Genomic DNA, 22,710 nt, shown 5'->3' on the forward strand with positions numbered 1-22,710 from the left:
CTTTAGAGCTGATTTTACGCCAAGTGATGAGTGGTCAATCCTCCTGCAAGGGGATCATACCCACACAGAGCACGGCCAAAACCTTACTGGGGTAGTAGATGCGTCTAACCGCAGTCAGCAGTTTCCAACTATTGCAGATAGGCGTGATACGCGATTAATGACCCGTATTGAGCATCGCCTTTCAGATAATGCAAACCAAATGCTGCAAATGTCGTGGCTTAAACAACATGGTGAACAACCCTATATAAATGAAGATTTTGAATCGATTGACGTTGATTATCAAATGAACTTTATTACCGGAGCACTCCAGGTAGATTGGGGGCTTAATTATCGATTTAATGATATTTCTTTTCAAGACAGCATTTTTATTAATAGCGATAAAGACCTAGAAGACCTTCATCAATACGGTGCCATGCTGCAAGCGCAATACAGTGTTATTCCAGATACGTTAAACCTCATTGTAGGCACAAAAATAGAGCATAACGATTTAACCGGTTGGGAAAACCAACCCCTTGCCCGCTTTACCTATCAGCCAAATAGCGAACACCTAGCATGGGGCTCAATTTCACGTAGTGTGCGTATTCCTACATTAATTGAATTTAACGATAACTTTAGAGTAAATGGCCAAAAAATCTCAGACGTAATTGGCATGCAGTCGGGTATTGCTGAAATAGATCAATACCATATAGCTACATTTTTAAATGGTAACGATAACGTAAAAGCCGAAAATTATATCTCGTACGAGCTAGGCTACCGTATATCAAAGGCGGAGTGGTCTTTAGATGTTTCTGCATTTAATACGCAAGCGGATGATGTGGCCGTAATTAGCTTAAACCCTCATGTAGAACAATTTATACCTGCATTAAACTTTTATTTAGCCGGGGAAGTGTCACAAGCATTTGCGGCGCTTCAAACAACAAGCTTAGATTACGACTTTGTTTCGGTAGGTGAAACCACCACAACCGGCGGTGATTTATTGTTCTCGATGCAACTAATGGACAACTTAAGCAGCGAAGTTGGCTACAGCTATACAAAAATAGATTACGACTTACCTAATGCAACGCGCCCTACTATTGGCTACGACTCAGTAAACAGACAATTATTTACTAAACTGAATTACCAATTAAGTGAGCAGCATTCTATTTTTTCCACGCTAAGAGCAGAAAATTCAAGCACTTACAATACAGATAACTACACCGCTGTAGACCTTACATGGAACTGGAAAATAAACAATAACTGGGCCACAGCAGTATCAGGCAAAAATTTATTTGCAGGCTCACACATAGAATACGCCAATACTCGCGAAACATTTACGGTTCCTAATTACATAGACGAGTGTGTCACGTTTTCTGTTAGTGCAACATTTTAAGAGAGCCAATGCTTAAGCCTTTAAATCGATTGCTTTACCTATTTTTTTGCCTTGCGCTTTGTACAAGCTCAAGCGCGTTTGCGGTGCAAAAAGAATATGTGCTTAAAGCAGGCTTTTTATATAACTTTGCCCGCTTAGGGCAATGGCAATCTGCACCCGAAAACGGCTCCGATTTTTTAATTTGTAGCCCCGACAGCCAATTTATAGCAATAGCAAATGCCGCCCTAGAAAACAGAAAAGTACATAAACGCCACTTACGAAATAAACTAACTCCCCTTGAGGCAACTGCACTTGAGGGCTGTGATATAGTATTTATTACCGATAATACCTATAACATGTGGTTAGATGCCCACCCCGCGCTTAATTTAAAAAATACAATGATAGTTGGCGAAACCGATGGCTTTATAGCCGCACAAGGACATATTCGATTTTTTCTTTCAAGTAGTAAGGTGCGCTTTGAAGTTGCCCCAAGCAAGCTTAAAAAAGCAGGCATTACTATGAGCTCAAAAGTGCTGCGCCTAGCACGTGTTGTTGAGGGGTAAATAATGAAAAACTACTTCTCACTCAACTCAATGAGTAAAAAACTGCTGTTTATTTTAATGAGCGTTGCGCTTATTTCTACCGCTACCGTTACTGCTGTTTTTAGCGCGTATGAGCTAAAAACCGCAAAACAAGAACAAACACAAAGCCTAAAATCACTCTCGCAAATATTAGCCCCCAATATTAGTACTGCTTTAATATTTTACGACACCGCCGCAATAAAAGAGCTGATTGAGCCGCTATTAATGCGCTCCGATATTGTATCGGTAGAAGTGATAAACAATTTTAGCCAACAACTTGCAAGCGTAACGTCGCCTAAATACAGCCAAGAAAGCTCAGCCCCGCATACAATCGAAGTAAAAACACCATTAACAATTGACGCTCAACGCTACGGTACGCTGATTGTGCGCGCAGACGACAGTGACCTAAACGACAGAGCCGCTTTTTATGGCCGGTTTATTATTGTATTAATGATTTTTAGCTTTATTTTAAGTTTGCTTGTATCGCTAATGCTCAGAAAACGTTTTTTAAACCCCATTTTATATTTAGCACAAACAGCAGAGCAAATTACCTCATCTAACGACTATAGCTTACGTGCAAAAGAGCTTTCAAAGGACGAAGTGGGTAAGCTAACAAGCTGTTTTAATACCATGCTGCAAACTATAGAACAGCGCGATAACCTGCTAGAAAACCAAGTAAAACGAAGAACAAAAGAGCTCGAAAATGCCAATGTTCAGCTGCATCAATATGCCTATCAAGATGGCTTAACCGACCTACCTAACCGCCGTTATTTTTATGAGCACCTGCAACAGCTTGTAAGCACACCTGAACAACCATTTTCTTTGGTATTTATTGATTTAGACGGCTTTAAAGAAGTAAATGATAGCTTAGGCCACGACTTTGGTGATTTATTACTTCACGAAGTGGCTAAGCGACTTCGCCGCTGCTTAAAACAGCAAGACATAGTGGCGCGCTTAGGCGGTGATGAGTTTACCCTAATACTAAAAGGAATAAGCGATACAACAGCGGTTTCGCACATTGCACACGATGTAATGAAAAGCCTGACCCGAACAATAACCATAAAAAACGAACATGTGCAGGTAACCGCGAGTATAGGCGTGGCGTTTTTTCCGCATGACGGCATATCGGTCGAAGCCTTAGTTAAACGAGCCGACCAAGCGATGTATTTGTCAAAAAGTAAGGGGCGAAACAGGTTTGAGTTTTTCTCATACGAAATGGAAGAACTGGCGATTGAAAAGCGCCGCCTTATAGAAGAAATACGCATTGGCTTAAATAACAACCAATTTGAACTTTACTATCAGCCAATATGGGACCCCCATTCACGTACGCTAAAAAAAGCAGAAGCGCTGATCCGTTGGAACCACCCAGAGCGAGGCATTATTGGCCCTGTTGAATTTATCGATATAGCAGAGCAAAATGGCTTGATAAAAGAGCTAGGCGAATGGGTTAAATCGCAAGCTGTTCGCGATGCGGTACAGTTTAATAAGCTAAGCTATACACCGGTGCAAATTAGTGTAAATACCTCGCCTTTAGAAATTGATCGCGACGGTATTTGGGTTACCCAATGGGTAGAGGCGTGCAAACTTTATAATTTGCCACCTCATACTATATTAATTGAGATAACTGAAAACAGCTTAATGGACCCAGATAACGCGATTCAGCACCATTTAAAACGCCTTAATGCGCTTGATATAGACATTGCCATTGATGATTTTGGTGTTGGGTACTCATCGCTTGCGTACTTGCAGCAGTTAGACATTGATATACTTAAAATAGATCAATCGTTTATACAAAATATTGAAGCCAATAGCAGCAGTATAGCGCTAATTAAAGCCATAATTACCATGGCGCATAACTTAGGGGTAGAAGTGGTCGCCGAAGGGGTAGAAACACCAACCCAACAAGCACAATTAATCGCGTTGGGCTGTGATTACATTCAAGGCTACTTATATTCTAAACCGCTTTCAAAGCAAGATTTTATAAATAGCCATTTGCAAATAAAAGCAACCGTTGAATAACCTACAACCAGCGCGGTACAGTTTGCTTATATTTTAGGTAGTCATCATTAAAACGCGTTACTAAATGCGCTTCTTCAACGGCTATTTGTTTATAAAGCGCATATAAGCCCACAGCAAGGCAAATTAAGCTAAATAAGCTTGGTAATGCTAAAAAGAACCCCAACTGAGCAGTTGCCACACCAACATACATAGGGTTGCGCGAAAAACTATATAACCCGGTAGTTTTAAGTGTTTGAGGCCCATTTGGGTCTATACCCGAGCGCCAAAGTGACGCCATATGAAAATGAACAACCATACTGAGCACAAAGCCCGCCGTGAGCATAATATTGCCAAACATAACACCCGGCCACCCATTTAAGGTATAAAACATACCTAAGTAGTTATCAGTGGCAGGCACAAACACACGCAGCACACACACAAACCATATAGCAGCTCTAAAAAACTTAAACGCCATATGATTCCACCAGCTAGTACAAAACTTAGCGCCAGGAAAAATAACACCCGAGGGCGTTGAACGATTTTTATAAATAATTCTAACGGTGTAAAACCCCGCCACAAACGTATAAAAAAGCGCTAAATACACACGCGTAAATTCGATTAGCGAAGCAGAATCATCTATCAACGGTTGGTAACTCATTAATTTATTTTCTTCATCCTTTTATAATAATTTCATCATAATGGTCATGCTATTCATTAACAAGGTTAGTGTGCTAAAAACGTATAGTGGGCTTTTATTTAAAAACTATAATTTATACCCGCGTAGTAGCGCCTACCTGAGTAACTTGAACTTAATAAACGCGCATCGCTATCATTACCTAAACGCGTAACAGTTTCCGATTTAGTTAAATTAATAACAGAGGCTGTTAAACTTAAGCCATCAGATATATTAATGGCGGCATTTACATCAACTTGCTCGTAAGGATCTTGGTATACATTTAAACCGCTGTTTAAGCCAAGTACTGTTTCGCCGCGTTTATTGTACGACGCGCGAAGAGTAAAGTACTCGCCTTCGTAATAAGCAGAGGTGTTGTACTGGTATTTAGCGCTTCCAATTAATGGCGATTGGCCAAATTCTTCACCATTTACACTTACATCGGCTTTATTGGTTTTGTTATAGGTGTAATTAGCATAAAAACCAAAACCACCTGCAAATGCATGTTGAATAAATACTTCAGCCCCTTTTGATACCGCATCGGTGCCGTTACCCACTGTGCTGTATGGCGCAACGGTAATGAAACCGCTCTCTACTATATTTTCTTTGCCTTCAAAATCTTGCTGCATATCTATTACCAGCGGCACAACAAAGTTATCAACCTTTTTATGAAACAGCGCTAACCCCAATGCAGAGCCCTCGGCGTAATAATATTCAATAGATAAGTCGGCCTGCACTGATTCAAAAGGTTTTAAATTTTTATTACCGCCACTGCCACTAAAGCCTGCAAGCTCTTTGAATGCGGCTCTGTCTTCTGCCCATTCATTTGATACAAACGTGATACGCTGCTGCGAGCCTAAATCGCTGTAATCTGGTCGCGCCATCACTTTAGCGATAGCGCCCCTAATCACTAAATCGTCGGTGGCATCCCACGCTATGTTAAAGCTTGGCAGAATTTGTGTGTCGGTGTTTTTTTGTGTAACCAACTGATAGTCTTCTACAAAACGCGCATCGCCAGTTACCGGCTCGCCTGTTTCATCATTGGTGTGATCAAGTTGATAAGTATATAAATCGGTAGAAGAGGTTAAGGTTTTAGTTTGTACTACGCGCACACCTAAATTACCTCTTACTTCACTAAATTCAAAATCGCCTTGAATGTAAAACGCTGATATTTTTTCTTCAATATCGTACACAAAGTTATCTTCTATGCGGGTATAAGGCGTGTAGTTGTCGGTTACTAAATCTCGGTATTTATCCCAATCTATGCTGGGCATTTGGTTTATATTAAACCCGCCAACTATATTGGTTTGATTAATAAACACATCCTCGGCAAGTGGCATACCGCCATTCCATTGGTAGCTATCAAATTGCGTGATACCTTGCTCACTCGCTTCACCTGCAGCAATATCAAAGTTAGGATCTAAAAAAAACGTATTACCGGTCTCGCGGTGTAAGTTGGCATGGCGATATTTAGCCCCGGTTCTAATCGTTTTTAAAAATCCCCAATCAACATAAAAGTCGATGTCGGCTTGATAATAATCCTCTTCGAGTTCGCTGCGCACAAAGCTTGAATTTGACGAACCCGCATCACGCCCACCGCCTAAGCCACTTTGCAAGTTAGCTAATGTGTTGGGGTCAATACTCAGCGATACATTATTTTCATTTAAAGACCACGCTGCGCTTTGCGATGCGTTTTGAATAATGGTTTCGTTTTCACCGGCGTTTGAGCTTTTATAAGCGGCTTCCCAGCTTTCTTCAGGGCCGCCCTCAGATTGAGTGTTACCAATAACAAAGCGGGCTTTAAAGCTATCGCCTTCGTAGGTTAAATTAAAATCGATAGTATCGGAGGTAGACTCTTCTCGTACATAACTGCCACGCATCCACGGAAATTGCATATCGTTTTCAACACCGCTAGCACTGGCATTATATTGCATACCCGTTGCAATGGTGCCTGTTTCGTCTAGGTTTACTGCGGTTAAAAAATCAGGATTAAGTGACCACTCAGGAATATCAATGACTGATTCGGTTCTGTCTTGTCCGAGTGTAAAACCAAAGTAGTTAAACCCTAGCTCTAAGCGATTAGTTGGGCGCCATTGTGTACTAAATTGAATACCTTCACGCTCACGTTTTTCATTAAGCACTGAGCCACGTACAACTTGCGGAAACCACACGCCATCATAACGATTACCGCTGGCATCACTTATCGTATCCCACCCGTTATTGTTATCAACGGCATTACCATTAATATCAGTAGGTTGACCGCCACCCGTGTAACGCCATACATTTGCATCGGTGCTGCCTGTTAAAGTGCGATTAGTACGCTCTTGATAGGTATAACCCACCAATACGCCAAAGGTGTCGTCGTCATTTTTCCACGAATATAAGCCACTAAATTGCGGCTCATACTCTTTTGTCACATCGGCGTAAGTAGATTCAACGTTAAATACACCTGAGTTTGCCTCCATGCTTAAAGGCTTGCGGCTATGCATTAATACTGTGCCGCCCACGCCGCCTTCATCTAAACGCGCTTCTGGCGATTTATACACTTCTACGCTCTCTATCATGGCAGATGGCAGTAAAGTGTAATCGAACGAGCGTGAAGGCTCCCCAGGTGATGAGGCTATAAAATTGCCATTAAGCTGAGTAAATGTGAGCTCAGATGATAAACCACGAATACTCACCGATGCCCCTTCTCCGCCATCGCGTTCAATAACAACGCCGGGGACACGCTGCAACGAATCCGCTACATTTTTATCAGGAAATTTGCCAATATCTTCGGCAGTAATTGCATCCACCACAGAGCCAGACATACGCTTAACATCTAAGTTCTCAGCCATGCTTGAGCGTATACCCCGTACCTCAATTACTTCCATATTTTTTTTAAGCAGTGTTTTAGCGTTTTGTGAGGCAGCATCATCAGCTAAGCTAAATGGGCTTGAGGTAATAAGTGATGCGCAAAATAAAGATTTATATACTTTAGATAAAGGATAATGACGTAGGCAATTAATCATTTTTTACAGCTATTCCATTTACATTGCTTAGGCTAAGCAAATCAGTGATCCATTAGCGTATTGCAGTACGTAATGGCAAATTGCTGCAAAGTTTACATGGCGAAACTTAATGTATTGTTAACGCTTGACTTAACTTAGTCTCAACTGTGGTTAAAAAATGACTCGCAACTCACTATTTAAACTTATTAGGGTTTATGCGCCCGTTTTTAAGCTATTTAATGCTAGCTAAGGTGAAAATAACCCCTTGTTATAAAATTATTACCCACCGCTTTACTTCACCTAAACTCCGGTTAAGAGACTTACTAACAAATTAAATTACAGTGATAGTAAAATTTATTTTCTCTAGCCAGAGATAGGTTTATTACCCACAGTTCAAATTACTTAATATGTGCCGGTACGCATTCTTGTTAAAGCAGAAAACCGCTTTCGCGGTTTTATTTTATGCTTGTTGTTTTAACGTATTTACTCAATCAGTTATTAGAGTTTAATTGGCTGGTAAATTGGCCTACTGCATTAACCACTTTTTGGGCTCCATCTTGAATTTCTGCCATAACCTCGCCCGACTCTTTAGAAAGCGCTAAACCTTGCTCTGCTTTTTCTTTGCCTTGCTCAATAACCGCTACCGTACTTTGGGTTTGTGACTGATTACGCTGTACCACTTCCACAATTTCTTCTGTTGCTTTTGATGTTCTTGACGCTAAATGCCTTACTTCATCAGCAACCACGGCAAACCCGCGCCCTTGCTCTCCTGCACGCGCAGCCTCTATTGCAGCATTGAGTGCAAGTAAGTTGGTTTGCTCGGCAATACTACTTATGCTTTGCACTATGCTGGCTATTTGTTGTGATTGTTGATCCAGCGCCGAAATTTCGTTAGCTGCTTGCTCCATATTTACAGCCAGCTCGTTCATAACAGATACGGTTTCTTGTAATACGCAGCTACCACGCTCTGCGGTTTTATCTGTTTCTGTAGAGGTGCCATAGGCTATTTCGGCTGCTTGCGAAATAGCAATTTCACGGTTTACTTGCTCAGTAATTACGGTGGCAAATTTCATTACCTTATAAAGCTGATCCGCATCATTCGAAATAGGGTTGTAGGTGGCTTCTAACCAAATTACATTGCCATATTTATCTATGCGTTTAAACCTGTCGGCAATAAATTGGCCTTGCCTAAGCTTGCTCCAAAACTGTTGGTATTCAGCCGAATTAGCTTCTTCGGTTTGACAGAATACCCGGTGATGCTGGCCAATTATTTCTGATTCATTGTACCCCATGGCTGACAAAAACTGATCGTTTGCCGTTAATACATGCCCCTGTAAATCAAACTCAATCACAGCCATAGAGCGATAAATCGCTTTTATTGTGTCGCTTTGTTCACGAGAGGTTGTAATGGTTTTAGTAAGTACGGTGCCAAACACCGAAAAATACAATAACTGATTTTGCTCACCCACCACAGGGTGCACAATTAATCTTAGCCACTCTGCATTGCCATCTTGGCGAACAAATTCAATAGCCCCACTCCAGTGGCCTTCTTTTTGGAATGCTTTTTCAAGCTCTTCGTATTCAGGTGATAACCGCGACTGTTCAGCAATAAAATCGCCTAGCTGATTATTTGTTAAATTATCTTCGTTATAACCTAATGCGTTTAAAAAGTTATCGTTAGCATGCGAAATTCGCCCATCATAAAGTACATTAAGTACCAGCATTTCTTTGTAAAGCCCATCCCACACTTGCTCTAAAGGGTACAACTGAGCTTTTAAAGCGGCTATTTCGTTTTGCTTACCTTTTGAAAAAAACATTAATTTCCCTACCAAAAAACACTAAATCAAGTTACTTCCAGTATAGGAGGTATTAATGATAACGCGATAATTAATAAGTAGTTTAAGCTAATTTTTTGCTAAATTTGTAAGCATATGTTCCTTTTTATGTGTTCAGCCTTCACTTTCAACTAGGTTTACATACTTTTGTGCGAGCTGCTCAAGTGACTCCCTATTTAAAGGATCGCTTTTAATGCAATTAATGGGGCACACTATGACACACGTTGGTTTATCGTAATGCCCCACACATTCAGTGCACTTATCTGGGTCTATTTGGTAGATTTCTTCTCCCATAAAAATCGCGCTGTTGGGGCACTCATCTACACATACATCGCAGTTAATGCACTTGTTATTTATAAGCAGAGCCATGCTAGCGCTTACTCACTTGCTACTTTTTTATAGGGGTTGCGGGTATCTTGGTGCTCATCTAAATTGCGCATTAATATTGCGTGCTCTAAATTAATGCGTGTATCTAATCGAATTTTAACGTGATACCCAGAGCCTTTTGCATCACTAATACTTTCGCCCTTTTTGTTTTGCATGTATTCAAGTTCAAAAATAATGTTCCCTTGTGGTGTCATCAGTTCAAGTGAGTGGCCTGTGCAAAATTTATTTTTTACGTCTATTTCAACTAAACCATCAGCATGGCGCCCTATTACTTCCCCAACAAATTGCTGCTTAGTTGATACAGAGTGACCGTATTCATAGTTTTGATAATCTTGGTGGGCATGGCGCTTTAAAAAGCCTTCGGTGTAGCCTCTATGCGCTAAGTTCTCAAGTGTTTTAAATAAGTGAGTATCGAATGGTTTACCCGATGCCGCATCATCTATGGCTTTACGGTATACTTGCGCGGTGCGCGCTACGTAATAAAACGATTTTGTCCGCCCTTCTATTTTTAAACTATGTACACCCATTTTTGTTAACTGCTCTACGTATTGTACGGCGCGTAAATCTTTTGAATTCATAATATACGTACCATGTTCATCCTCAAATGCAGGCATATACTCACCAGGGCGACCTTGTTCCTCTAACATAAATACTTCGCTACTTGACGTACCTTCACTAAGAGTAGGAATAACTTGGTTCGGATCAATTTTATGCACCATCTCACCCGTTTCGTTTTCAACGCCTGGTTTTACATCGTAATTCCAGCGGCAGGCATTCGTGCAGGTACCTTGGTTTGGGTCGCGCTTATTTATATAACCCGAAAGTAAACAACGCCCCGAATACGCCATACACAATGCACCATGCACAAATACTTCTAGCTCGGTGTCAGGGCAGAGTGTGCGTATTTCGGTTATTTCTTCAAGTGATAGCTCGCGCGATAAAATAACCCGCTCAATACCTTGTTTTGCCCAAAACTGAACACTTGCATAATTAACTGCATTTGCTTGCACCGATAGGTGAATAGGCATGGCTGGCCACTTTTCGCGTACCAGCATAATGAGCCCAGGATCTGACATAATCAGCGCATCGGGTCCCATAGCAATCACAGGTTCTATATAACGTAAATACGATTTAACCTTTGCGTTATGCGGAGCAATATTAGAGACCACATAAAACTTTTTATTTTGCGCATGGGCTTCATTAATCCCTATTTGTAATGTCTCTAAATCAAACTCATTATTACGTACCCGCAAACTGTAGCGAGGCTGACCTGCATACACAGCATCAGCTCCATATGCAAAGGCGTAGCGCATGTTTTTTAAACTCCCTGCAGGGCATAACAGTTCGGGAATAAAAGAAGTTACAGAAGAAACAGCTGGCATATGCGCTCCATACAGCTAACCGAGTACACATCGGTTGCATGATTAATTAATTTACAAGCGCGGCATTATAAATGCGCCAAACAATGTGCTTTTGATCAAGATCATAAAACTGCAACCAAACTGGTTTTTAATAAAATTAGGTTTTTTCAATTAAAACGCGTATAATTCGCGCCCGTAAATATTCACACTTTTATTTAAAAATTATTGGAGCATAAAGATGGCTTTAGAGCGTACTTTCTCAATCGTAAAACCTGATGCAGTAGCAAAAAACCACATCGGCGCAATCTACAACCGTTTCGAAACTGCGGGTCTTAAAATCGTTGCAGCTAAAATGGTTCACCTTTCAAAAGAGAAAGCTGAAGGTTTCTACGCAGAGCACAGCGAGCGTCCTTTCTTCGGTGCTTTAGTATCTTTCATGACATCTGGTCCAGTAATGGTTACCGTTCTTGAAGGCGAAAACGCTGTTCTTAAAAACCGTGAAATCATGGGTGCTACTAACCCTGCTGAAGCACTAGCTGGTACTTTACGTGCAGACTACGCTGATAGCATCGACGAAAACGCTGTTCACGGTTCTGACGCTGTTGAATCTGCTGCTCGCGAAATCGCGTACTTCTTCGCTGACGAAGAGCTTTGCCCACGTACTCGTTAATTCGAGTTTTACAGTTAACGCTGTAATGCAAAGTAAGAAAAGGGCTTTCGAGCCCTTTTTTAGTCATTACGTAAAGTATCCTTAAGTGCATTTTGATATTTTACTTAATGATTAAAGTGGGTGAATTGTGTACAATTCGCCCTTGTAAATTTTATCTCCACCGTCACCGATTGAGGTTGTTTCATGACCGAGCAAAAAAAGATTAACTTATTAGATTTAAACCGAGATGCAATGCGCGAGCTATTTGTATCATTCGGTGAAAAGCCATTTCGTGGCGACCAGGTGATGAAATGGATTTATCATTTTGGCGTTGATAACTTTGACGACATGAGCAACGTTAATAAAAAGCTTAAAGAAAAGCTTAAAAACGAATGCGAAATTGTTGCGCCAGAAATCTCTGTTCGCCAGCAAGCAAGCGACGGCACAATTAAGTACGCATTAGTGCTTGATGGCGGCCAAGAAGTTGAAGCTGTATGGATCCCAGAAAAAGACCGCGCCACCTTGTGTGTATCTTCGCAAGTCGGTTGTGCCCTTGAGTGTACGTTTTGTTCAACTGCGCAACAAGGCTTTAACCGTAACCTTAAAGTGTCTGAAATTATTGGCCAAGTTTGGCGTGTAGCTAAAGACATAGGCCTTGATGGCAACAGCGAAAAACGCCCAGTTACCAACGTAGTAATGATGGGGATGGGCGAGCCCCTGCTTAATATTAAAAACGTAGTGCCGGCGATGGAACTTATGATGGACGACTGGGGCTTTGGCTTATCTAAGCGCCGCGTAACATTAAGTACCTCAGGGGTTGTACCTGCGCTTGATTTATTAAAAGAAAAAATAGACGTAGCACTTGCTATTTCACTTCACGCTCCCGATAACGCTCTGCGTGACGTACTTGTACCAATTAATAAAAAGTACCCTATTGAAGAATTTTTAGCCGCGTGTCGTCGTTATATCGATGGCTCTAAAGCAAATAAAGACGTGACCATTGAATACGTTATGCTAAATGGCGTTAACGACAGCACCGACCAAGCACATGAGCTGGTTAAAACGCTTAAAGGTACACCTTCTAAAGTTAACCTTATTCCGTTTAACCCGTTCCCGGGTAACGAATACACGCGCTCTAGCAACAGCCGTATTGACCGTTTTTCTAAGGTTTTACAAGCTGCGGGTATTACGTGTATTGTGCGCCGTACTCGTGGTGACGATATTGACGCCGCCTGTGGGCAATTAGCCGGCGATGTTGTTGACCGTACTAAACGTATGGCGAAAAAGAAAATGCGCGACGATAACGCAATTAGCGTAAATATCCAGCAAGCATAAGCCTGTAACCACCCTGCGTATATTCCCTGTGCAGGGTGGTTAAGTTGTTTATTTTTAAATAAATGATGCAACACTAAGGGTTTTAGGTAAGATAGGCGCTATGGATAGAAAAACAGAGACAAGGTAATGCGATCTTTACTTGCTTTAACACTTTCAACACTTGCCCTTACAGGGTGCGTAAGTGAAAGTAGTTATAACGGCAGTGACAAACCCGTCGTCGAAAACAAAATCAATAATGCAGGCGCAGCACGCACTCGTATCGCCCTCGCTTTACAATACTTAGAAACTGGCAACAACTCGCAAGCAAAGTATAACCTTGAGCGAGCTATAGAATTTGCCCCAAATCTACCTGAAGTACATTACTCTCTTGCTTATTATTACCAACAAGTAGGCGAAAAAGAGCGTGCCGATAAAGCCTATCAAAAAGCATTAGCAATTAAGCCTGACGATCCGAACACGCTTAATAACTACGGTGTGTTTTTATGTAGTATTGAAGAGTATGACCGCGCGACCGATCAGTTTTTAAAAGCAATTGATATTCCAAGCTATATTCGCGTTGCCGAAAGCTACGAAAACCTTGCCTTATGTGCCATAGAATTTAACGACTTTGAAAATGCAGAGAGTTACTTTAAACAAGCACTTAATCACAGCTCGCAACGTACATCGACCCTAATAAGCTTAGCCGCCCTTTTTTATGCTAAAAGCGATTTACATAAAGCCAGCGAAGTATTAAAGCGTCATGACGACACCGGCCGAGTGTCTGCACGGGCTTTATTGCTTGGTTATTTAATTAAGCAGCGCATGGGCAGAATAGAAGAAGCAGAAAAAATTGCCGCCACCATAATGCAAACTTACCCAACCAGTAAGCAAGCCTATGCTATTCGCGATAATCGTACTAAACAAACTGAGTTTGAAATACTGCGCGAAAAATACCGTAAAGCGCAGCTCGAAGAGCTTCAAGAGCAGTATGGCGAAGAGCAAATCAGTGTTGAGCAACCAAAAATTAAAATTATCCGAAAAAAGCGCCCAACTACCGATAATTCGACCAGCTTAATTTCTCCAGGGGTTGAGCCTTCAAGCCCAGTATTAAATGAGACGGCAAAAGCACAGGCAACCATTGCCGCAGCAAACAAACAAAAAACCGTAGCTGAGCAAAATGATGACGTTGCCACTCTCACGCCAGCGGCTCAACCAACGCAGGCTGAAGTAGTTACAACAACAAAAGCAGTAGTGCCAGCTGCGGCAGCCGCTCCAACCGTAACAAATACTGCCCAAGTAGCAACTACAACTACAACATCTGCGCCTGCAGAATCTAATACAGATACCGCAGCGGTGCTTTTGGCTTTAACAACGGATCACCAAGCGCAACAAACGTCTACACCCACAGCTGAGCCGCCAAAAGCCGTCGCTAAACAAACACCCAAAGATGATGACGAAGTAAAAATAATTTCATTTGGTGCGCCCAAACAAGCTAACTTTAACACCCCACAAAATACACGCCCTGCTGCAAATGGCCCACAAAATACGGGCTTAAATAATTCGGTAGTATTTTATGAGGCTAAAAAAGACAGTGCGGTATTTAGTAATAACCCATACAGCGACAGTAACGACATTACACTAAAAAACTACCAACCAAGTGTAAAACAAGAGCCTCCCATGCTTAATCCAAAAGTCCCCCCTTTAAAGGTGCCTTTTCATATTATTGAGTTTGGTGAAAACCTATTTAGCATTTCAGTGCGATACAATGTTAAACTACAAAAACTCCTGCAGTGGAATGGTCTAAAGGAGTCGGATCGTGTTATCAACGGAAGTAAAATTTATTTAAACGATCCTAATATTTATTACGAGATTAAAGCTGGCGATACCCTTTACGACATAGCTACCCAGCGGCATGTATTAATTGATGAATTAATGCGATGGAATAAATTAAGCCCAGATATAGAACTTACACCTGGGCACAGACTATTACTAGTGGATCCAAATTCGTACCTATTATGACAGAAGAAACTACGCAACAAAGCGATGAGCCAAGTGTTGGGCAACTATTAAAAGCGCACCGAGAGCAGGCTAATGTAAGCTTAGAGTCACTTACTGGCCCACTTAAGCTTTCTATTTCTCAGCTGCAACGCTTAGAAAGCGATCAGTACCAAACGTTAGGCCCTATTACCTTTGTAAAAGGCTACATTAAAAACTATTGCCGTGAACTACACGTCGATAGCGCCCCTATATTAGCTAAATTGCCAGCACCGCCCGAGCCTACAAAGCCGGCTAACATGCAAAGCTTTTCGCGCCGCACAGAAAAAGAAGCCCACGACAGCCGCCTAATGCTGGTGAGCTACATTATTTTAGCCATTGTTATTGGCTCATCTGCCTTATGGTTTTGGCAAAATGCTACGCCTATCGATGAGCAAACAAGCACAATCAATATTGAAAATTCAATTTTAGATAACCAGCAAAATAACAACGCGCTAAATAACGAAAGCGAGAACACCTCGCAAGTGCAAGCAACACGGGCAGTTGAGCGCACACCGGCTGTAATGCCTTTAAGTGCTGAACAAGTCCCCTTAAGTGAAGCCGTTAATGCCACGGCGCCTATTGCCGCTAGCACCCAAACAGCCACTAACGAGCCCGACACGCAAAGTAACACCAGTACAATTAACATGGTGTTTAACGATGAGAGCTGGGTAGAAATACACGATGGCGAAGGTGAGCGCATTGCATTTGGCGTAAAAAAAGCAGGCTATAAAATGGCTGTAAGCGGTATCCCGCCTTTTTCAGTTGTGCTGGGTAAGCACGACGTAGTTAGTGTTTCTCTAAACGGCGAACCAGTTGATATTTCTGGTTATCCTAAAAATCGTTTAGCCAAATTTAAATTACCATTAGCAGAGTAGTCGCTATGTTTTCAGAATCTCCAATTAAACGCAGAAAATCAACCCGCATCAATGTAGGCAACGTGCCTATTGGTGACGGTGCCCCTATTGCCGTGCAGTCGATGACCAATACCGACACCATGGATATAGATGCCACGGTAGCGCAAATCCAAGCAATACAAGATGCCGGCGCCGATATAGTGCGTGTATCTGTACCAACTATGGATGCAGCAGAAGCGTTTAAAAGTATAAAAGAGCAAGTTAGTATACCGCTTGTAGCCGATATTCACTTTGATTACCGCATAGCGTTAAAAGTGGCAAAATATGGCGTAGATTGCCTACGTATAAACCCAGGGAATATAGGCAGTGAAGAGCGTATTAGAGCCGTTGTAGACTCTGCACGCGAGCATAATATCCCTATTCGTATTGGTGTAAATGGCGGCTCATTAGAGCGCGACCTACAAGAAAAATACGGCGAGCCAACTCCCGAGGCATTACTTGAATCAGCAATGCGCCATGTAGATATATTACGCCGCCTTGATTTTGACCAATTTAAAATATCGGTAAAAGCATCAGACGTATTTTTAGCTGTAGGCGCTTATCGTTTACTTGCTAAAGAAATAGATCAACCCCTGCATTTAGGGATCACCGAAGCCGGCGGTATGCGCTCAGGCTCGGTTAAATCGGCTGTAGGTTTAGGCATGTTACTTGCCGAAGGTATTGGCGATACGCTACGTGTATCACTTGCTGCCGACCCAGTTCAAGAAATCAAAGTAGGTTTTGATATTTTAAAATCGCTGCGTATACGCTCTCGCGGTATTAACTTTATTGCCTGCCCTAGCTGCTCACGTCAAGAGTTTGATGTAGTGAGCACCATGAACCAGCTTGAAGAGCGCCTAGAAGATGTTGTTGAGCCAATGTCTGTTTCGGTAATTGGTTGTGTCGTTAACGGCCCAGGCGAAGCCCTTGTTAGTGATATTGGCCTTGCCGGTGCAAACCGCCGCTCAGGTTTATACATTAATGGCGAGCGTCAAAAAGCGCGTATTGATAACAACAACATTGTTGACCAGCTTGAAGGCTACGTGCGCGACTTTATTGCTCAAAAAGAGCAGCAAACACCTATCGACATTAAAATAGTCGAATAAATACCGTATAAAGCGCCAAACCACGGTGTTTGGCGTTTACCTTTATAGCTAGAGGATACCCAAACGACCCCAAGATACAGAATTCAGCGTTTCACAGGCTCTTAATATCAAGGCGTTACTTTGCAAGAATGGCAATCCCTTTTAAAAAGTAACAACGATGAGAGTAAGTGTCTGTGAACCGCCCAACGGGTTGGTTTAAAAGCGATTTATACTGCGTTATTGATTTTAACAATAGAACCACTATTACTTTCAATCAATGCCTTGCCTAAATCGCTTTTAATTCAAACGACGCTCGCATCATGGGGTCATTTGGGTATATAATGACGGGTCAATTTTTAGCATTCTTGTTGTGTAAGCATTTTTTTATTACACATAAACAGTAATTAGGATTTATCAGTGGCAAAACAAATTCAGGCAGTTCGCGGTATGAACGATTGTCTGCCGGGCGACACGCAAGTTTGGCAGAAAGTAGAAAACATTTTACGCGAGACAGTAGCATCGTTCGGTTATCAAGAAATTCGTTTTCCTATTGTAGAATCAACCGACTTATTTAAACGCTCTATTGGTGAAGTAACTGATATAGTAGAAAAAGAAATGTATACCTTTGCCGATCGTAACGGCGACATGCTAACCCTTCGCCCAGAAGGCACCGCAGTGTGTGTACGTGCAGGTAACCAAAATGGCTTGCTTTATAACCAAGAGCAGCGCCTGTGGTACATGGGCCCGATGTTTCGTCATGAGCGCCCTCAAAAAGGCCGCTACCGTCAGTTTCACCAATTTGGTTTAGAAACATTTGGTATTGCCACAGCCGATATAGACGCAGAAGTTATTTTACTTACCGCGCAATTATGGAAAGCATTTGGCATTAACGAACACGTACGTTTAGAGCTTAACTCGTTAGGCTCTAACGAAGCACGTGCTGATTACCGCGATGCACTCGTTGCCTACCTTGAACAGCATACCGACGTGCTTGATGAAGATTCAAAGCGCCGTATGTATTCAAACCCATTGCGTGTACTTGATAGCAAAAACCCAGACGTGCAAGCAATCTTAGTGGATGCGCCTAAATTGTCTGAGCATTTAGATGCTGAATCAAAAGAACATTTTGCAAATTTATGTGAACGTTTAGACGCAGCTGGCGTCATATACACGGTTAATGAAAAGTTAGTACGTGGTTTAGACTACTACAACCGCACCGTATTTGAATGGGTAACAGATAGCCTAGGTGCACAAGGTACAGTGTGTGCTGGCGGACGCTACGATGGCTTAGTTGAGCAACTTGGCGGCAAAGCCACCCCAGCGGTGGGTTTTGCTATGGGTCTAGAGCGCTTAGTACTGTTACTCCAAGCACTTGAGTGTGTAGGTGACATTCGCCGCAATGCTGATGTATATTTAGCGGCAATGGGCGATAAAGCCAGCGTACAAGCCCCTGCCATTGCAGCGCAACTGCGTAGCGACGTACCCGGTTTACGCGTGATGGTGCATGCCGGCGGCGGTAACTTTAAAAAACAACTAAAACGAGCTGATAAAAGCGATGCACTAGTGGCTGTTATTATTGGCGAAGATGAATTAGAAAAAGGCGTTGTGACCATCAAATATTTACGTGAGCGTAAAGAGCAAGTCACACTAGAATTAGAACAAGCTAAAGCGCTATTAGCTGAGCTTATCAATAGCTAAGCTAACTTAAGAGGTAATAATGGACATTTATTCAACAGAAGAACAACAAGCAGAAGCCATTAAGCGCTTTTTTCGCGAAAACGGTATTTCACTTGCGCTAGGTGTAATTGTAGGTTTAGGCGGCTTATACGGTTGGAAAGCATACAACCAAAACCAAATTACAACTGCTGAGCAAGCGTCTGACGAATATACAACACTTGTACAAAGTGACGATGTACTTGGCGCAGCCGATACATTCATTAAAAACAACCAAGAGACAAGCTATGCAACTTTAGCCGCTTTTGTTGCGGCAAAAGACGCTGTTGATGCAAAAAAATTAGACCTTGCTAGCGAAAAGCTTAGCTGGATTGTTACAAACGCCCAAAGCGAAGAGCTTAAAGCCATTGCTATTACGCGTTTAGCACGTATTCAACTTGCGCAAAGTAAATTTGACGAAGCCCTAAGTACATTAAACTCACCCCTACCAGAGGCATATAACGCCAATGTAGCTGAGCTAAAAGGCGATATTTACATTGCACAAGGTAATAAAGACCAAGCTCGCACTGCGTATCAAGCAGCTGCCGATGCAGGCGGATTAACAACAAACCCTTTATTACAAATTAAATTAGACGACCTAGCAGTAACTAGCCCAGCGGCATAAGGTTTTAGGTATGAAAAAAATAACAACAGCAACTCTCGCACTGTGCATGGCAACGCTAATGGGTTGTTCATCAAGTGATGACGAAGACGAGTTAGTACTTCCTGAAATTGTTAATCAATTTGAAACAGACGTAGTGTGGCAAGAGTCGGTTGGCAGTGGTGTAGAACATTATTTTTCTCGCTTATCGCCTGCTGTATACAAAGACACTATTTATGTAGCTAGCCGCGAAGGCCAAATTGAAGCGCTTTCGCTTACCAATGGCGACACGTTATGGGAAACCGACGTACGTGAAAATTTATCGTTTTGGCCATGGTCAGATAACGGCACAGCTAAATTATCAGGCGGTATATTACAAGCTTATGGTAAAATTTACGTAGGCTCTGAGCACGGATTTATTATTGCCCTTGACCGCGAAACGGGTGAAGAAGTATGGCGTAAAAATGTGCCAGGCGAAGCGTTATCAAAACCAGCTGCGGGCGATGGCCTAATTTTTGTTAATTTAGGTTCGGGTAAACTATTAGCGCTGCACCCAGATACAGGCGAAGAACGCTGGAACTTCGAACAAGAAGTACCACCGCTTACATTGCGTGGCCAAAGCTCGCCAACAGTTGCAAACGGTGGTGTGTTAGTAGGCTTAGAAACAGGTAAATTAAGTGTACTCATTTCTGAGAGCGGTTATTCAGCATGGAGTGCAGAAATTGCCGTTGCTAAAGGCGCATCAGAATTTGAGCGTTTGGTTGATGTAGACACACAACCAATTATTAGCGGCCCTTACGCCTATGCCATTGCATACAACGGTAACCTAGCAGCGGTAGATATTCGCTCAGGCAATGTTGTATGGAAACGTGAATACAGCAGCTACCGCGAAATAGCGATGGATGCACAAACTATTTACCTAGTAGATAGCGAAGGCGTAATTTACGCATTAGATAAAAATTCAGGTATTGAACGTTGGAGCCAACCCGCTCTACGTGGTTGGTACCTAACAGGCCCTGCAGTTGCAGGTAGCCACTTAGCTTTAGGTGACCAAGAAGGTAACCTACATTGGCTAAACAAAGACACTGGCGAGTTAGTATCTCGTGAAGAATTTGACAGCTCAGGCTTTTTTGTTGAGCCGGTTGTAGCCGACGACAAGCTAATTTTATACACCCGTGATGGTGAAGTTAGTGTGGTAAACACCCCTAACTAACTAGCTAACACTTAAAGGTTTTTTGTAAGGCTTCGCACTGCGAAGCCTTTTGTTGTTTTTTAAAGAGGTAGTTTATGCTTCCCGTGATCGCTCTAGTTGGGCGACCCAATGTGGGCAAATCCACATTATTTAACCGTTTAACACGTACTCGTGATGCACTCGTAGCCGATTTTCCAGGTTTAACACGAGATAGAAAATATGGCCAAGCTAATTACGATGGCTATGAATTTATCGTGGTAGACACGGGTGGTATTGATGGCTCTGAAGAAGGCATCGAAACCGAAATGGCCGACCAGTCGTTACTTGCCATTGAAGAAGCCGATATTGTGTTGTTTTTGGTTGATGCCCGCGTAGGCATGACCGTTGCTGACCAAGCCATTGCTAATCACTTGCGCAAGCAAGAGAAAAAAAGCTTTGTGGTTGCCAACAAAACAGATGGTATTGACGCCGACTCAAACTGTGCAGAATTTTATCAATTATCATTAGGTAATATTCACCATATTGCAGCAGCACATGGGCGTGGTATTACACAGCTTTTAGAGCACACTTTACAGCCTGTAATTGCAGAGCTTGCGGCACTAGATGAAGACGTTGCTGATGACGATGAAGAGTTAATCGACCTTTATCAAGAAGCTGAAGGCGACGATACAGACCACCAAGCGTTTGCAGATAAACCTGTAAAACTGGCTATTATCGGCCGCCCCAACGTAGGTAAGTCAACACTTACAAACCGTATACTCGGTGAAGAACGTGTAATTGTATACGATATGCCAGGCACCACTCGCGACTCTATTTATATTCCGATGACTCGAAACGACAAAGAATATATTTTAATAGATACCGCAGGTGTTCGTAAGCGTAAAAAAGTAAGCGACGTGGTTGAAAAGTTCTCAGTAATTAAAACGCTTCAAGCCATTGAAGATGCAAACGTTGTATTACTGGTTGTTGATGCTCGCGATGGTATTTCTGATCAAGACTTAAGCTTATTAGGTTTTGCGCTTAACTCAGGTCGTTCATTGGTTATTGCCGTGAACAAATGGGATGGGCTTGATGATTACGTTAAAGATCGCATTAAAACAGAGCTTGATCGCCGTTTAGGTTTTATTGATTTTGCACGCTTGCACTTTATATCTGCACTTCACGGTACAGGTGTTGGCCACTTATTTGAATCGGTTGACGAAGCGTACGAGTCAGCAACTAAACGTATTAGCACCGCAATGCTACGCCGTATTATGGACATGGCACAGGCCGATCATCAGCCGCCACTTGTTCGTGGTCGTCGTGTTAAGCTTAAATATGCGCATGCCGGTGGTTATAACCCGCCACGTATTGTAATTCACGGTAACCAAGTTCACGATTTACCCGATAGCTACAAACGCTACCTGATGAACTACTACCGTAAAGCACTTAAAATTATGGGCACCCCAATCAAAATTGAATTTAGAGAAGGTGATAACCCATTTGCAGGGCGTACTAACAAAGTAACGCTTTCGCAAAAACGTAAAATACGTGCCTTTGCAAAAGAAAACCGTAATAAATAAACTGCATAAACGTTAATTTATTACAAAAAAACGGCGTACTTTTTAGTACGCCGTTTTTTATGCTTTATACCAATTAGCTTAATTAAGTGATTTATTTTGAGGCTGGGTATTAAAGATTAAGTAATGCCAATTGCACCAACCGCTCAACGGTGGTGTCTTGGCTATTTTTAGGCGCTTTGGGGTAATACTTAGATTTTGGCGGCTTAATAGATATAAACCCATGATTGGTGGCCATTTCGTGGGCTAACAGCTTTCGCTCTTTGGGTGTTAAATGGTTTTCGTGTATTTTTGCAAGCTCCCCACTATCAAGCCATATGCCAGCGCAACCTGGGCACTCGTCAATCTCAACCACTTTGAGCGGTGAAAAAAACCGGCGCATCATCACTATATCTAGGGTCTGTTGATCTTTCAAGGTTAAATTTGCAGCAGCCTGTTTGGTATTTAGGCAAGGCAGAGCCTATGTAGTGTGGTTATTCCCCATAAATAGGCGA

Annotated in this window: 17 protein-coding genes and 1 pseudogene; 12 read left to right on the top strand and 6 right to left on the bottom strand. The window is 42.2% G+C overall.

The window, feature by feature from the left end:
- From B2R65_RS05905 to B2R65_RS05915, 3 genes are all read left to right on the top strand, one after another.
- The coding region (locus tag B2R65_RS05905; protein WP_286741619.1) for a TonB-dependent receptor plug domain-containing protein at positions 1 to 1,369 on the top strand (1,369 nt) is incomplete at its 5' end.
- Between the two features lie 8 nt (positions 1,370 to 1,377).
- A complete protein-coding gene (locus B2R65_RS05910) occupies positions 1,378 to 1,911 on the top strand; it encodes a YfiR family protein (protein WP_095206797.1) in 534 nt (177 codons plus the stop codon).
- 3 nt (positions 1,912 to 1,914) lie between these two features.
- Positions 1,915 to 3,948: a bifunctional diguanylate cyclase/phosphodiesterase gene (locus B2R65_RS05915; RefSeq protein ID WP_029774173.1), complete on the top strand. Its 2,034-nt coding sequence runs from the start codon at positions 1,915 to 1,917 to the stop codon at positions 3,946 to 3,948.
- Position 3,949: 1 nt separating this feature from the next.
- Here B2R65_RS05915 and B2R65_RS05920 read toward each other — a convergent pair whose 3' ends face one another.
- The 5 genes from B2R65_RS05920 to trhP all read right to left on the bottom strand — a co-directional run bounded on the left by B2R65_RS05920 (position 3,950) and on the right by trhP (position 11,194).
- Positions 3,950 to 4,585 carry a methyltransferase family protein gene (locus tag B2R65_RS05920; protein WP_286741623.1) on the bottom strand — a complete coding sequence of 212 codons (636 nt, stop codon included), beginning with the start codon at positions 4,583 to 4,585 and terminating at the stop codon, positions 3,950 to 3,952.
- A 98-nt stretch (positions 4,586 to 4,683) separates the two neighbouring features.
- Positions 4,684 to 7,611 carry a TonB-dependent receptor gene (locus tag B2R65_RS05925; protein ID WP_286741626.1) on the bottom strand — a complete coding sequence of 976 codons (2,928 nt, stop codon included), beginning with the start codon at positions 7,609 to 7,611 and terminating at the stop codon, positions 4,684 to 4,686.
- A gap of 470 nt (positions 7,612 to 8,081) precedes the next feature.
- Positions 8,082 to 9,407, bottom strand: coding sequence for a methyl-accepting chemotaxis protein (locus tag B2R65_RS05930; protein WP_055255596.1), 1,326 nt, complete (start codon positions 9,405 to 9,407; stop codon positions 8,082 to 8,084).
- Positions 9,408 to 9,539: 132 nt separating this feature from the next.
- A complete protein-coding gene (locus tag B2R65_RS05935) occupies positions 9,540 to 9,794 on the bottom strand; it encodes a YfhL family 4Fe-4S dicluster ferredoxin (protein ID WP_286741629.1) in 255 nt (84 codons plus the stop codon).
- Positions 9,795 to 9,802: 8 nt separating this feature from the next.
- Complete coding sequence (gene trhP, locus B2R65_RS05940; protein ID WP_286741631.1) at positions 9,803 to 11,194, bottom strand: prephenate-dependent tRNA uridine(34) hydroxylase TrhP; 1,392 nt, start codon at positions 11,192 to 11,194, stop codon at positions 9,803 to 9,805.
- Positions 11,195 to 11,411: 217 nt separating this feature from the next.
- On the opposite strand from trhP, the gene ndk reads away from it, so the two are divergent.
- The 9 genes from ndk (at position 11,412) to der (ending at position 22,219) form a co-directional block, all read left to right on the top strand.
- The gene (gene ndk / locus B2R65_RS05945) at positions 11,412 to 11,843 is read left to right on the top strand and encodes a nucleoside-diphosphate kinase (protein WP_004586996.1); all 432 of its coding nucleotides are present in this window, start codon (positions 11,412 to 11,414) and stop codon (positions 11,841 to 11,843) included.
- A 183-nt stretch (positions 11,844 to 12,026) separates the two neighbouring features.
- On the top strand, positions 12,027 to 13,157 hold the full coding sequence (gene rlmN, locus B2R65_RS05950) for a dual-specificity RNA methyltransferase RlmN (protein ID WP_004586995.1): 1,131 nt from the start codon (positions 12,027 to 12,029) through the stop codon (positions 13,155 to 13,157).
- A 126-nt stretch (positions 13,158 to 13,283) separates the two neighbouring features.
- Positions 13,284 to 15,155, top strand: coding sequence for a type IV pilus biogenesis/stability protein PilW (gene pilW, locus B2R65_RS05955; protein ID WP_286741634.1), 1,872 nt, complete (start codon positions 13,284 to 13,286; stop codon positions 15,153 to 15,155).
- A complete protein-coding gene (locus B2R65_RS05960) occupies positions 15,152 to 16,048 on the top strand; it encodes a RodZ domain-containing protein (RefSeq protein ID WP_286741636.1) in 897 nt (298 codons plus the stop codon). The genes pilW and B2R65_RS05960 overlap by 4 nt, the downstream gene beginning before the upstream one ends.
- A 5-nt stretch (positions 16,049 to 16,053) precedes the next feature.
- Positions 16,054 to 17,172 carry a flavodoxin-dependent (E)-4-hydroxy-3-methylbut-2-enyl-diphosphate synthase gene (gene ispG / locus B2R65_RS05965; RefSeq protein WP_004586992.1) on the top strand — a complete coding sequence of 373 codons (1,119 nt, stop codon included), beginning with the start codon at positions 16,054 to 16,056 and terminating at the stop codon, positions 17,170 to 17,172.
- Positions 17,173 to 17,568: 396 nt separating this feature from the next.
- A complete protein-coding gene (gene hisS, locus B2R65_RS05970) occupies positions 17,569 to 18,849 on the top strand; it encodes a histidine--tRNA ligase (protein ID WP_004586991.1) in 1,281 nt (426 codons plus the stop codon).
- 19 nt (positions 18,850 to 18,868) lie between these two features.
- A complete protein-coding gene (locus B2R65_RS05975; RefSeq protein WP_286741639.1) occupies positions 18,869 to 19,489 on the top strand; it encodes a YfgM family protein in 621 nt (206 codons plus the stop codon).
- A gap of 10 nt (positions 19,490 to 19,499) precedes the next feature.
- Positions 19,500 to 20,678, top strand: a complete 1,179-nt coding sequence (gene bamB, locus B2R65_RS05980) for an outer membrane protein assembly factor BamB (RefSeq protein ID WP_286741641.1) — start codon at positions 19,500 to 19,502, stop codon at positions 20,676 to 20,678.
- A gap of 74 nt (positions 20,679 to 20,752) precedes the next feature.
- Entirely contained in the window at positions 20,753 to 22,219 is a 1,467-nt protein-coding gene (gene der / locus B2R65_RS05985) for a ribosome biogenesis GTPase Der (RefSeq protein ID WP_004586988.1), read from the top strand.
- Positions 22,220 to 22,328: 109 nt separating this feature from the next.
- Here der and B2R65_RS05990 read toward each other — a convergent pair.
- Positions 22,329 to 22,607 (bottom strand): annotated as a pseudogene (locus tag B2R65_RS05990) (TFIIB-type zinc ribbon-containing protein); the annotation flags it as partial.
- Positions 22,608 to 22,710: the final 103 nt, after the last annotated feature.

The sequence above is a fragment of the Pseudoalteromonas sp. UBA2102 genome (genome assembly GCF_002331165.1).
Classification (GTDB): Bacteria; Pseudomonadota; Gammaproteobacteria; order Enterobacterales; family Alteromonadaceae; genus Pseudoalteromonas; species Pseudoalteromonas atlantica.

Coding starts and splice junctions, on each gene's coding strand:
- B2R65_RS05960 (WP_286741636.1), top strand. CDS start 15,152: ATGACAGAAGAAACTACGCAACAAAGCGATGAGCCAAGTGTTGGGCAA.
- B2R65_RS05920 (WP_286741623.1), bottom strand. CDS start 4,585: ATGAGTTACCAACCGTTGATAGATGATTCTGCTTCGCTAATCGAATTT.
- B2R65_RS05910 (WP_095206797.1), top strand. CDS start 1,378: ATGCTTAAGCCTTTAAATCGATTGCTTTACCTATTTTTTTGCCTTGCG.
- B2R65_RS05930 (WP_055255596.1), bottom strand. CDS start 9,407: ATGTTTTTTTCAAAAGGTAAGCAAAACGAAATAGCCGCTTTAAAAGCT.
- B2R65_RS05935 (WP_286741629.1), bottom strand. CDS start 9,794: ATGGCTCTGCTTATAAATAACAAGTGCATTAACTGCGATGTATGTGTA.
- trhP (WP_286741631.1), bottom strand. CDS start 11,194: ATGCCAGCTGTTTCTTCTGTAACTTCTTTTATTCCCGAACTGTTATGC.
- rlmN (WP_004586995.1), top strand. CDS start 12,027: ATGACCGAGCAAAAAAAGATTAACTTATTAGATTTAAACCGAGATGCA.
- ispG (WP_004586992.1), top strand. CDS start 16,054: ATGTTTTCAGAATCTCCAATTAAACGCAGAAAATCAACCCGCATCAAT.
- bamB (WP_286741641.1), top strand. CDS start 19,500: ATGAAAAAAATAACAACAGCAACTCTCGCACTGTGCATGGCAACGCTA.
- ndk (WP_004586996.1), top strand. CDS start 11,412: ATGGCTTTAGAGCGTACTTTCTCAATCGTAAAACCTGATGCAGTAGCA.
- pilW (WP_286741634.1), top strand. CDS start 13,284: ATGCGATCTTTACTTGCTTTAACACTTTCAACACTTGCCCTTACAGGG.
- der (WP_004586988.1), top strand. CDS start 20,753: ATGCTTCCCGTGATCGCTCTAGTTGGGCGACCCAATGTGGGCAAATCC.
- B2R65_RS05915 (WP_029774173.1), top strand. CDS start 1,915: ATGAAAAACTACTTCTCACTCAACTCAATGAGTAAAAAACTGCTGTTT.
- B2R65_RS05925 (WP_286741626.1), bottom strand. CDS start 7,611: ATGATTAATTGCCTACGTCATTATCCTTTATCTAAAGTATATAAATCT.
- B2R65_RS05975 (WP_286741639.1), top strand. CDS start 18,869: ATGGACATTTATTCAACAGAAGAACAACAAGCAGAAGCCATTAAGCGC.